Below are 12,091 nucleotides of genomic sequence, written 5' to 3' on the forward strand. Positions count from 1 at the left end.
CGCAAATAAACGGAATGGGATGCCCGGATCAAGTCCGGGCATGACGGCTTATGTCACGCCTCTCGCAGATCGACGGCAACCGGCGCGATCTGGTCGGCCAGATAGCGCGCCAGTTCGGCGCGGCTTTTCGGGCTGCGCAGGATTTTCTCATCCTGCGGATTGCTCAGGAAGCCCGTCTCGATCAGCACCGAGGGCAGTGCCGGCGAGCGCAGCACGGCGAAATTCGCCGCACGCATCGGATTCTCCAGCAGCAGCACGCGATTGCCGACGCCGGTGACGATGCGGCGCTTGGCCGCCAGTGAGGCGTTATGGCCGTGGCGGCGGGCCAGGTCGATCAGGATGGCGGCCGTCTGCCTGTCGGTGGCACCGGCATCGAAGCCATAGACGGCATCGACCCGGTTTTCGCGGTCGGCCAGGCGACGGGCGAAATCATCGGTCGCCTTGTCGGCGCGCGTATAGGCCGAGAGGCCGCGGGCGGCCCGGTTGGGCGCCGCATCGGCATGGATCGAGATGAACAGGTCGGCGTTCTTCTCATGGGCGAAGGCGACGCGGCTGGGCAACGGGATATAGCTGTCGCGGTCACGGGTGAGAAATACCTTGATATCGGGATGACCGGCCAGCATCTGGCGGATGCCCAGGCAGATCGACAGCGTGACATCCTTCTCCTCGGTACCGGTGACGCCGATGGCGCCCGGGTCGCGGCCGCCATGGCCGGGATCGAGGATGACAATGGCCGGCGGACGCGGCGGCAGTTTCGGTGCAGCTCCCGGTGCCGGCTTGCGACCGGGCAGCGGCACCTTCCGATCGGCGGCAGCCAGCCCCGAAGCCGGCAGGGCAGTGGTGCCGAGCAGGCCGAGCAGAGAGGTAAGGACGAGACGACGCGTATACATGACCGAAGCGTATGCCCACCGCGAATCGGCGACCGTTGGTGCGGACGATAGAGTCCACAGGACTCCCCCGCAACAAGATTGGCGCGTAAAGGGAGAACCTCAGTCTAGGCTGTCAGGAGATGGTGAAGGCTTCGTTAAGAGGCCCGGGGCGTCTCAATCGACCGTGTATTTGGCCCGCACGTCGTATTTGTTCGACTTGACCCAGCCCTCGATCAGTTTCTCAAGCGCCGAGTTGGGCTTTTCCGGCAGCACGATCTTCAGCTTCACATACTGGTCGCCGCGCTGGTCCGACGCCCCACCCTTGAGCGGAAAACCGCGCCCCTTGAGCCGCAGCGTGGTGCCCGAGCTGGCACCCTTGGGCACGCTCACCGCCACCATGCCGTCGATGGTCGGTACCGGAATCTTGGCGCCGAGGATGGCTTCGTCCAGCGTCAGCGGCAATTCCAGATGCAGGTCATCGCCCTGCCGGACAAAAAACGGATGCGGCTCGACGGTCACTTCGATCAGCGCATCGCCGGCTTCGCCCTTATTGCGGCCGGCATCGCCCTGGTGGCGCAGGCGGATCTGCTGGCCGTCGACCAGACCGGCCGGGATGGCGACATCGAGCTGCTTGCCATCGGGCATGGTGAGCCGGCGCTTGCAGCCGCGCGCGGCATCCAGGAAGCCGATCTTGAGATTGAAATGGCGGTCGGCCCCGCGCATCGGCCGGTTGGCATTGCGCGGACCGGCCCCCGCGGCGCCGCTACGGTTGCGCCGCATCTGGCCGAAGATCTCGTCGAAGATATCCTCGCCGCCGGCATGGGGATCGAAGCCGAAGCCACCGAAAGGACCGCCGGGGCCGGCGCCAGCACCGCCGCCGGCAGCCCCACCGGGGCGGAAACCGCCACCGCCAAAGCCGCGCGCCCGCGGCTGGCCCGAGGCATCGATTTCACCGCGATCATATTTGCCGCGTCTCTCGGCATCGCCCAGCAGATCATAGGCAGCGGAGATTTCCTTGAACCGCTCAGACGCCTTTTCGTTGCCCTGGTTGCGGTCGGGGTGGAATTCCTTGGCGAGTTTGCGATAGGCCTTGCGCAGGTCTTCCGCGCTTACACCGCGCGCCACGCCCAGCACTTGATAGGGATCACGCATCGCGGTGAGTCCTCATGGCCGTGAAACCGGTTCATCGGCCTTGCGGCCATTCTCCGGTTCAACCGGCTGGGTTTCGGGGGTTGCCGGTGAGCCCTCGAATATATCCGGAATCGAGACACCGCCACCGGAAGAAATCGCCGAGTAAATACGCCCGAACAACCAGGGGAAGCCTGTTTCCTGTGGCTTGTTGTCTGGCGCTGGCGCTGGCGCTGGCGCCGGCGCCGGGGCGGCGACCACAGCAGGCGGCTCGAACATGGCCGGCGACATTTCAGTCGGCGAGGCCAGTGCCGGAACCGGCACAGACTCCGTCACCGGGGCTGATGCTGGCGCGGCGGGCGGCGCAGCCGCGACCGGCGACGCACTGCTGCCGGCACTTTCGGTGCGCTCGTCGGCCGATACCGCGCGCGGTGCATCGGAGGGAGTCTGGGTCGGCGCCGTTGCGGCTGCCGCCTTTGTCGCATCGTCGCGGCGCATCACCAGCAGCGACAGACGCTCCAGCGCATCAGGCTGACCGGCCTTGGCGGCATTGTTGTACCAGCCGAGCGCCACCGCATCGTTTTTCTCGACACCCAGGCCGAGTTCATACATCAGGCCAAGATTATATTGCGCCACCGCATGGCCCTGCTTGGCGGCGGCTTCGAACCACTTGCGGGCTTCGGGGTAATCGATCGGCACGCCTTCGTCGCCCTGCAGATAGATGGCGGCAAGATTGGCCTGGGCCCGCGCAAAGCCGGTTTCCGCCGCCTTGCGGTACCACTGCATGGCCTGCGGCACATCCTTCTCGACGCCCTGCCCCCAGCGATAGAGATGGCCGACATTGCGCATCGCGGCCACATCGCCACGCTCGGCCAGCGGCAGCCAGGCGTCCAGGGCAGCCTTGTGGTCGCCGGCTTCATAGGCCCGCACGCCCTGGGCAAAATCGGCATGCGCGGCAGCCGGCGCAACAACCAGGGCCAGCCCGAACGCAGCGGCCAGCAGCGGGTGCGATGCACCCCACCTCCGATTGCTACGCCCGGCAGGGGTCATGCGATCAACCGTTGACGATCTTCCAGCTGCCGTCGGGCTGACGGCAGGCCGTACCATAGGCCTGTTCGGTCTTGCCGCTGACCGTCACCGACTGCTGGAACTCGCGGCAATAGGCGCCGTCTGCCGCCGTGCCTTCACGGGTGGGCGTCACAGTGCCGGAATTGCCGCTGTCGGGATTGCGCCACGAGATCGGCTGGCCGATCGGCGCAGTGGTGGCCTTCTGGCTGGCCTGCTCCATCTGGGCCTTGTCGGCCTTGTCGAGGGAGGAACCGATCTGGTTGCCGAGATAGGCGCCGGCCAGGGCGCCAGCGGCAACGCCGACCAGCTGGCCGGTGCCCTTGCCGAACTGGGCGCCAAGCACAGCACCGCCGATGCCGCCGAGCACGGTGCCGATATTCTCCTTGTTCATCTCCGGACCCTGGCCATTATTCTGGCAGGCGGCGAGGGCGAGGCTGCCGAGCAGCACGGGCACCAGCAGAACGCGCGAAACACGGGTGGTCATGACTATCCTCTTGGGTCAACCGAATCTGTATGCGCCGGGCCTCTCGGCCGGCGAATCCTTTACCTGACAGTATATTGGTGCGGTTAACACGGCTGCAAGGCGGGCCGAGACGATGGCTGGCGACAAAAAAGCCGGCCGAATCAGTGTCGGCCGGCTTTTTATGGTTATCAGAGCGTTGCGACTACGACTTGCCGAAGAGATCCAGCGTGGTCAGCAGCGGGTTCGGTTCGTCGGTCAGGCGCGAAGCATCGAACTGCTCCAAGCCGTTCGACTTCATGATCGAGCGGATGGTGCGGATGTAATCGGGGCCACGCACCGAATAGCGATGCAGCGTGCCGGCCAGCTGATAGCTGTCAGGCGTCGCATTGCGGTCACGCATGCCCGCGCGTTTGTCGCGGAACTCGCGGTAGCTGGTCTTGGAGTTCAGGTTGCGCATATAGGCGGCAACCGAATGCTCCAGGCTCTTGAAGCGCTGCACTTCGTAGGTTTCGCCATCGGGACGGTTTTCCGGCACCAGGCCGCTGCCCGGATTCCAGGTCCACATGCCAAAGACGGCATTGCCCATCAGCGCGAAACGCGAGGTGCCCCAGCCCGATTCTTCCACCGCCTGCGCCAGCGCCAGGGCCGGCGGCACGGCATCGACGCGGTTGAGCAGTTCGGCAGTGTCGACGTCATCGACACCATACTGTTCGGCCAGCTGTTCGAGCCAGCGCTGGTCACGCACGCTCAAGGTGGCCCCGAACTGGATGCGCTGGTGCAGCTGGGTCAGGCGTTCGCGATCAGCCGTGATGCGCTCATTCTCGCGCAGGATATGCGGCAGCATCACCTTCAGAAACGCGCGCTTGCGCTTCTCGGTCAGGTTGACGTCGGCGATATCGACCGGCAGCGAGGCGAGGAAAATGCGCGGCACTTCCACCTGGCCATTGGCATTGCGCAATTCGACCAGGTCGAAACCTTCCTGTTCGAAGCGACGCAGCATGGCATCGACGGTGCGGTCGGTATCGGCGCGCATCGCCGTGCGGTAAGGCGAAAGCTGGCGCACCTCGGCGATACGACGCGAGGCATCGGCGGCGCTCACCGCCGGCGCATCATTGGCTTTCTTGGCAACGCCGGCCGGATTGGCATCAGCCACGACGGCGCGCGGTTCGACCACCGAACGCCAGTCGAGCTGCGCAATCTGGCGCAGACGATCCCAGGCTTCATGTACGGATTCGCCCACCGAGAGATTCGAGGTGGCCTGCGCCACCTGCACCTCGGGAACATGCGAAAGCTGGCGGCTCGAAAGCCAACCCACCCCCACTCCGGAAACCAAGCCGACGGCCAGCAACAGGCCGAAACCGGCAAAAATCAGACGTACGTCCGATCCAATGGCAAGCAATCGCCGATCGCGATGTGCCGTCATGGGTCAAACCTCCACAGTTATCAGCGCCAGTCCCACGGCACAGCCGACACAACACGTCGGACTCTACCGGGCGCTGCCCTATGTGCGATCCCCCATCAGGAAACGCGGTGAACTACCGATAGTTCCGAAACGCCGGAACCGACGGAGACTCAAACGGCCCGTACTTCGGATACTTCGGGCACGTAATGCTTCAGCATGTTCTCAATGCCGTAGCGCAAGGTTGCCGTTGAACTGGGGCAACCGGAACAGGACCCCTGCATCTGCAGGAAAACGACTCCGCGCTCGAATCCGCGGAAAATGATGTCGCCGCCATCCTGGGCCACCGCGGGACGAACCCGCGTTTCGATCAATTCTTTAATCTGGACGACGATCTGGCTGTCGGCCGGATCGAAGGTCTCCTCGACATCCTGGCTGCCCGCCCCGGCATCCATGACCGGCAGGCCGGACATGAAATGCTCCATGATCGCGCCCAGCAGGGCCGGCTTCAGCTCGGTCCAGTCGCGGGCGTCGCCCTTGGTGACGGTGACAAAGTCAGATCCCAGGAAAATCCCCTCGACGCCCGACACCGCGAACAGGCGGGTGGCGAGCGGAGACACCTTGGCCGATTCGGCCTCGGTGAAGTCGACCGAGCCGCCGACAAAGGCCCCGCCCAGCACATCGCGGCCAGGGAGGAATTTGAGGGTCGCCGGGTTCGGCGTGGTTTCAGTCTGGATGAACATTCATTGGGTCTCGTAAGGTGGACTGGAAATTGGTCGCGGGGTCCGCAAATATCAAGGCTAAAGGCTGTGGCAAAACCATGGCCAAGACAGGAAATTGCGCAAACGGCGCAAGTTTTGGAAGATTTTAAACCGATGTGGATAAAATTGCAGGTTGTCCCCAGGGCTGTGGAGTGATGAGCGACCCGGTGGCCGGCGTGAAGCGCCTGCCCAGCTGGCCCGATTCGCGGCTTGTTCTCACTCCGGCCGCCCGCTGGCTGCTCGATCACGACGGCAAAGTGATGCCGATGACCGCGCTGTTCGATGGATTCTGCCGCCATCTGCTCGAGGAAGGCATCCCGCTGTTTCGGGTCACCACCGGCCTGCCCTCGATGCACCCATTGACCGCCACACGAGCCTTTGTCTGGCAGCGCGACCAGGGGGTAAAGATGGCCGAGCGCGGCCATGACGTGTTCCAGACCGACGAATACCTGAAAAGCCCGATCGCAGTGATCCATGAGGGGGCGGCCGCCATCCGCCGCCAGCTCGAACAGCCCGATGCCCCGATGGATTTCGGCATCCTGCCCGAGCTGAAGGCACTCGGGGTGACCGACTATCTGGTTCTGCCCATGCGGTTCACCCAGGGACCGGGCATGGGCAAGAAGGGCCAGAATGTCTCCTTCATGAGCTTCGCCACCGACCGGCCGGGCGGCTTCCGGCCCGAGGAACTCAGCTATCTGATGGAGCTGATGCCCCTGATCGCCCTGCGCATGGAGCTGGAGGCCGGCCGGCGCATGACCCACGACCTGTTGACCACCTATCTGGGCCAGAGTCCGGCCGAGCGGGTGCTGAAGGGCGATCTGCGGCGTGGCCAGGGCTACGAGGTGGAGGCGGCGATCTGGCTGTCGGACCTGCGCGGCTTCACGGCCTTTTCCGACCGCAACGAGACGGTCGAGGTGGTGGCGACGCTGGACCGCTATTTCGATGCCATGGCCGGTCCGATCCACGCCCATGGCGGCGAGGTGCTGAAATTCATCGGCGACGGTCTGCTGGCGATCTTCCGGGTCGAGGATGGCAGCACCCTGGAAGCCGCCTGCCGCCGCGCCCTGACCGCCGGCGAGGATGCCTTTGCCGGCCTGCATGAACTCAACCAGGGCCGTGCCATCGCCGGCGTGGCGCCACTCAAGGTCGGCCTCGGCCTGCATGTCGGCAAGGTGGTGTTCGGCAATATCGGCGCGCGCGACCGCCTCGACTTCACCGTGATCGGCCGCGCCGTTAACGAAGTGGCGCGGCTGGAAGCGCAGACCAAGGCCGTCGACCGGCCGCTGCTGGCTTCAGCGGCCTTTGCCGATGCAATCAATCGCGCCAGCGACGCCGCCTATCGGCTGGAATCGGTCGGCTTCCATGTCTTACGGGGCGTTCGCGAGCCGCAGGAGCTGTTCACCCTGCCGGCCGCGCGCCTCGCCGGCTACGAGTAATTCCCGATCACATCGGCTTGCAACCGCGAGATTTGCGATTGCCGCCGCCCGCATGGCGGTTCAGACTTGGCGCATGAACGCCACGCCGCAACAGCTGGTCGATGATGCGCGTCTCAGTCATGTGCTGTCCTGCTGGCAGCGCTGGCGCGGTGTTCAGCTCTGCCCGGCACGCGACGATATCGATCCCTTCGATCTCAAGCAGCTGCTGCCCAACATCTTCATGGTCGAGGCCATCGATGATGGCGCACGCTTCCGCTATGTGCTGACGGGCGTTGCCGTGCGCGAACAGCTTGGCTTCGAGCTGAGCCACCGCCATCTCGACGAGATCTTTACCGGCGAACAGCTCAACCGCGTGACCGCCAATTACCGCACCGTGATGACTGGCTATGGCCATTATGTGGTGCAGCACTGGAGCCAGCGCGGCAGGCCGATCATGCAGTTCCGCCGCCTGCTGCTGCCGCTGGCGGCTGATCGCACGCGTATCGATGCGGTGCTTGGCTTTGCGCTTTACGACCGGCTGCCCGGCCATGACGGTCGCCCGATCGACCACCTGCATGATCCGGTAACCACCACGGTGATCGCCGAGAATGTCATCGATCTTGCGATGGCTGAAGACGACTAGATCAGGGGGATCAGGTCAGGCGATCGATCTGCTCGTCGGTGAGCGCACCGGGAATCACGGTGATGGGGAATTTCAGATCGCCGGCCATCTGCCCGGCCAGCGCCGAGACCAGGGGACCCGGACCTTCGCTGCCCTTGCCCGGCGCGGCGGCCAGCACCAGCATGCGGATATCGGGATCTTCATCGACCAGCTTCAGCAGTTCATCCTTGGCGACGCCCTCGCGGATCACCAGTTCCGGCATCAGACCGGACTCCTGGTTGACCTGTTCGGCCAGCTTCTGCAGCAGATCCTCGGCGGCTTCATGGGCCTCGGAGCGCATCATCTCTGCAACCCCGGCCCATTGCTGGAAGTCCACCGGCTCGATCACGCGCAGCATCACCACGCCACAACGGAGGTTGCGGGCGCGCCGCGTGGCATAGCGCACGGCAACGCGCACCTCCGCCGTATCGTCGACGACGACCAGGAACTTGCTGCGGCGCCGCTGTTCGGCGGCCGATATCGGTTTGGCTTCACTCATGCGGGAGAGGTTGCCCTGCCGCCGGCCCGAAGGCAATGGCCGATACGATTGCGAGTCGCGCCTACTTCTGCAGGATGTTGATGATCTCGTAGATCTGGGTGCGGGATCGTTCGACGTAAAAGCCCATCGAGCCCAGATGGTTGGGCAGGATCATCGCATCCGGCTTGGCATTCCAAACCACCAGCGGCTTCAGGCCGGCACCGGCGGCAAACGAGGCCAGCATCTGATCCCAGGTGCCGGACAGTTCGCGATCGCGCACCAGGTTCGGATAATCCTGCTTCAGCTCGCGCAGGATCAGGTAATAGGCATAGAGCTGGCCCTTGACGCTGTAGAAAACGTCATCCGCCTCCCAGTCGACCAGCGTGTCGTTGCCTTCGCGGATGCGGCGGTCGAGCGCTGCAGAGGATGACCCGATATCCAGCGCGATACGCTCCAGCGTAGCCTGCAGGTTGTCGGCGCGGCGCTCGAACACCGCCTGGCCGGCACCGAGGCGCTGGTTATAGCTGAGCAGCGCCGACCGCGCCTTGCGATACTGGTCTTCCGATTTCGCCGTCGGCAGCAGGGAGGTGGAGAAATCGAAAATCCACTTGGTGCCGGAATACTGCAGCAAGCCGGCGGCTTCCTGCAGATCGCGATCAGTCTGGCTCGAGCCGCGCGTGCGGCCGATCTGGTCGACCATCTGAAAGGCGAAACGGCCCAGGGCATGGATCATGCCGAGCTGGTAGTTCGGCATATTGTCGAGCATCGAGCCCGGCATGAAGAACGGATCGTTGGCAACCCAGCCGTTGCGATTGACCTCGCGATCGATCAGGGCGGCCGCCATCGCCACCGTGCGGCTGCCGCCGGGTGGCAGATCAGCGGCCGGCACTTCGTAATCCATGCGGTCGTCGATCTTGTGGGCAATCAGCATGCCGACCGGGAAATACAGCCCGAACACCAGCACGACGGCGATCACGCTGGCCGGCAGCCAGCGGCTGCGCAGCCATGCAGTGAGGGCGGAGCGGGAAACCGTGTCGTTCATCATCGGGTGACAGCCACAAAAAGACGGCGGGCCCCTAATGTGGGCCCGCCGCCAGCCTCATTCAAGGTTGCGCGCTGCGATTACGGCCGCAAGAAGCCAACCGTATCGTACACTTCGGCAACAATCGGTGCCGAAAGTGCGCGCGCCTTCTCGCCGCCCTTGCGCAGGATGCCGTCGACATATCCCGGATCGGCGGTGAGCCGGCGCATCTCTGCGGTGATCGGGCCGAGCACGGAGACGGCGGTTTCGGTCAGCAGCTTCTTGAAGTCGCCAAAGCCCTTGCCGGCCGCGGCCGCCACCGCCTGTTCCAGCGTCTGGTCAGACAGCGCGGCATAGATGCCCATCAGGTTCTGCGCCTCCGGCCGGCCCTCCAGGCCGTCCACCGTTTCCGGCAGCAGCTCGGGATCGGTCTTTGCCCGTTTGATCTTGTCGGCGATCATGTCGGCGGTGTCGGTGAGATTAATGCGCGACTGGTCAGACGCATCCGACTTCGACATCTTTTTTGCGCCATCGCGCAAGCTCATCACGCGCGTGGCGGTGCCGAAGATCAGCGGCTCGGTCAGCGGGAAGAACTCCTTGCCGTAGTCATGATTGAACTTCTGCGCGATATCGCGCGTCAGTTCCAGATGCTGCTTCTGATCCTCGCCGACCGGTACATGGGTCGCCTTGTAGACCAGGATGTCTGCCGCCATGAGGGCCGGATACGCATAGAGGCCGAGCGAGGCATTCTCGCGGTCCTTGCCGGCCTTTTCCTTGAACTGCGTCATGCGGTTCATCCAGCCCATGCGGGCGACGCAGTTGAAAATCCAAGCTAGCGTGGCGTGATCGGGATTCTGGGACTGGTTGAACAGGATGTTCTTCTCGGGATCGATGCCCGAGGCGATCATGGCCGCGGCCAGTTCGCGCGTGCTGTGGCGCAGCTCGTCGGGATCGAGCAGGGACGCGGTGATCGCATGCATGTCGACCATGCAGAAGATGCACTCGTAGTCCTTCTGCAGCGCGACCCAGTTGCGCACCGCGCCGAGATAGTTGCCGAGATGGAGGTTTCCGGTGGGCTGGATGCCCGAGAAGATGCGCCGTTGGAAGGCCATGCAATGTCCCTTGGACGATGGGGCGGTGGAAGGCCCCGATGGTGGGAAAAGAAAATCGAGCGCGGTTATCGCCGGGCTGCCCGGCAACGTCAATGGCCGGCAGAGTCGTCAGCGTCAGGTCAGCTGCGCCGCAGGATCGCCTTCCATTCGCCCGGCCGGGTGGCGCCCAGCAAGATCGTGCTGAACAGATAGACCAGCAGGCCGCTGCCGACCAGGACGACCAGGGCCGAGACCCGCAGCCAGAACCCGCCGGCATACCACTCAGGCAGCGCGAAGCGATCCAGCAGCACCAGCAGCACGCCCATCGCCGCGGCAGAGACCAGAATCAGGGGCGCCCGCTGTTTCAGGCGGTCATCGGCCTGCCAGTGGCCGCGCCGGTGCAGCGTGATCAGCAGCAGCAGGGTGTTCACATTGGCCGCCACCGCGGTTGCCAGCGCCAGCCCGGCATGGGCGAGGACCGGCAGCAGCGCCAGGCTGAGGCCGACATTCACCGCGATCGTCACCAGGGCGAGCTTGACCGGCGTCTTGGTATCCTGGCGTGCATGGAAGCTGGGGGTCAGGGTGCGCGACAGCACGAAGCCCGGCAGGCCGAAGGCATAGGCAAACAGCGTGCTGGCGGTTTCACGTGCCGTGGCCAGATCGAATTCACCGCGCTGAAACAGGATCGAGACAATGGGGAACGGGATCACCAGCAGGGCGATGCAGGATGGCATTGCCAGCAGCAGACCGAATTCCATCGCGCGGTTCTGCGTGTAGCGCGCCGCCGCGTGATTGTCGCGCGCCAGCTGGCCGGCCAGGGTGGGCAGCAGGGCGGTGGCAATGGCAGCCCCCACCACGCCGACGGTGAGCTGGTTGATGCGGTCGGCATAAAACAGATACGACACCGCGCCCGCCGGCAGTAAGGAGGCCAGGATCAATCCGACCACGAGGTTGACCTGCGTGGCCCCGGCACCCAATGCCGCCGGCAATACCAGACGAAACAGCCGGCGGACCTTGTCGTTGATCAAGGGGCGGCGCAGCCGCAGGCTGAGGCCCGCGCGCCGCACATCCCAGGCGAGCCAGAGGAATTGCAGGATACCGCCGATGAGGGTCGACCAGGCCAGCGCATAGCCGGCATTGGGCGTATAGGGCGTCAGCCACAGCATGCCGGCGATCATCACCAGATTCAGCATGATCGGCGTCGCCGCCATGGCGAAGAAGCGGCCAAAGCAGTTCAGGATTGCGCCGTAAAGCGAGGCCAGGCTGATAAATAGCAGGTAGGGGAAGGTGATGATGGTGAGCGAGACCGACAGCGGGAAGCGCACGGCGTCGTTGGCAAAGCCCGGCGCCAAAACCAGGATCACCAGCGGCATGGCGATCTGCGCCACCAGGGTGAAGGCCAGCGTGGTGACCAGCAGCAGCGACAGGGCACGCTCGGCAAAATGCTGGGCGGCGGCACGACCTTCCTTGGCCTCGGTGCGACTGAACAGTGGCAGGAAGCCGGCGGTAAAGGCGCCTTCGGCAAACAGCGAGCGGAAGAAATTGGGCAGCCGCAGGCTGACGAAGAAGGCATCCGCCACCGGACCGGCGCCCAGATAGCGCGCAATCAGCAGGTCGCGCACGAATCCCGCGACACGGCTGATCATGGTCAGACCGCCGACAGTGGCAATGGCGCGGAAGAGGGACATCGGTGGGCGGCTAGGTTCCAGGGGCGCCGCGAGTATAGGGAAGTCGTTA

At 64.6% G+C, this 12,091-nt stretch carries 12 protein-coding genes; 2 read left to right on the forward strand and 10 right to left on the reverse strand.

Annotation, left to right across the window (positions count from 1 at the left end):
• Positions 1–53: 53 nt before the first annotated feature.
• From AAG821_RS00105 to AAG821_RS00130, 6 genes are all read right to left on the reverse strand, one after another.
• Positions 54–890, reverse strand: a complete 837-nt coding sequence (locus AAG821_RS00105; protein WP_341909194.1) for an N-acetylmuramoyl-L-alanine amidase — start codon at positions 888–890, stop codon at positions 54–56.
• A gap of 153 nt (positions 891–1,043) precedes the next feature.
• A complete protein-coding gene (locus AAG821_RS00110) occupies positions 1,044–2,021 on the reverse strand; it encodes a DnaJ C-terminal domain-containing protein (protein WP_341909192.1) in 978 nt (325 codons plus the stop codon).
• Between the two features lie 12 nt (positions 2,022–2,033).
• Entirely contained in the window at positions 2,034–3,047 is a 1,014-nt protein-coding gene (locus tag AAG821_RS00115) for a tetratricopeptide repeat protein (protein WP_341909189.1), read from the reverse strand.
• Positions 3,048–3,051: 4 nt separating this feature from the next.
• Positions 3,052–3,549 (reverse strand): RT0821/Lpp0805 family surface protein, encoded by a 498-nt coding sequence (locus tag AAG821_RS00120; RefSeq protein WP_341909187.1) that lies wholly within the window; start codon positions 3,547–3,549, stop codon positions 3,052–3,054.
• A 181-nt stretch (positions 3,550–3,730) separates the two neighbouring features.
• A complete protein-coding gene (locus AAG821_RS00125) occupies positions 3,731–4,843 on the reverse strand; it encodes a glucosaminidase domain-containing protein (RefSeq protein ID WP_341909186.1) in 1,113 nt (370 codons plus the stop codon).
• Positions 4,844–5,100: 257 nt separating this feature from the next.
• Positions 5,101–5,670 (reverse strand): NifU family protein, encoded by a 570-nt coding sequence (locus AAG821_RS00130; protein ID WP_341897964.1) that lies wholly within the window; start codon positions 5,668–5,670, stop codon positions 5,101–5,103.
• A gap of 173 nt (positions 5,671–5,843) precedes the next feature.
• Here AAG821_RS00130 and AAG821_RS00135 point away from each other — a divergent pair, with 173 nt between their 5' ends.
• On the forward strand, positions 5,844–7,124 hold the full coding sequence (locus AAG821_RS00135) for an adenylate/guanylate cyclase domain-containing protein (RefSeq protein WP_341909184.1): 1,281 nt from the start codon (positions 5,844–5,846) through the stop codon (positions 7,122–7,124).
• Positions 7,125–7,176: 52 nt separating this feature from the next.
• Positions 7,177–7,746, forward strand: coding sequence for a PAS domain-containing protein (locus AAG821_RS00140; RefSeq protein ID WP_341909182.1), 570 nt, complete (start codon positions 7,177–7,179; stop codon positions 7,744–7,746).
• Positions 7,747–7,756: 10 nt separating this feature from the next.
• Here AAG821_RS00140 and AAG821_RS00145 read toward each other — a convergent pair whose 3' ends face one another.
• The 4 genes from AAG821_RS00145 to murJ form a co-directional block, all read right to left on the reverse strand.
• Entirely contained in the window at positions 7,757–8,263 is a 507-nt protein-coding gene (locus tag AAG821_RS00145) for a universal stress protein (protein ID WP_341909180.1), read from the reverse strand.
• 61 nt (positions 8,264–8,324) lie between these two features.
• A complete protein-coding gene (locus AAG821_RS00150; RefSeq protein WP_341909178.1) occupies positions 8,325–9,287 on the reverse strand; it encodes a DUF2333 family protein in 963 nt (320 codons plus the stop codon).
• Between the two features lie 77 nt (positions 9,288–9,364).
• A complete protein-coding gene (gene trpS, locus AAG821_RS00155; protein WP_341909176.1) occupies positions 9,365–10,375 on the reverse strand; it encodes a tryptophan--tRNA ligase in 1,011 nt (336 codons plus the stop codon).
• 119 nt (positions 10,376–10,494) lie between these two features.
• The gene (gene murJ / locus AAG821_RS00160) at positions 10,495–12,042 is read right to left on the reverse strand and encodes a murein biosynthesis integral membrane protein MurJ (protein ID WP_341909174.1); all 1,548 of its coding nucleotides are present in this window, start codon (positions 12,040–12,042) and stop codon (positions 10,495–10,497) included.
• Positions 12,043–12,091: the final 49 nt, after the last annotated feature.

Source organism: Ferrovibrio terrae, from assembly GCF_943372915.1.
Taxonomy (GTDB): Bacteria; Pseudomonadota; Alphaproteobacteria; order Ferrovibrionales; family Ferrovibrionaceae; genus Ferrovibrio; species Ferrovibrio terrae_A.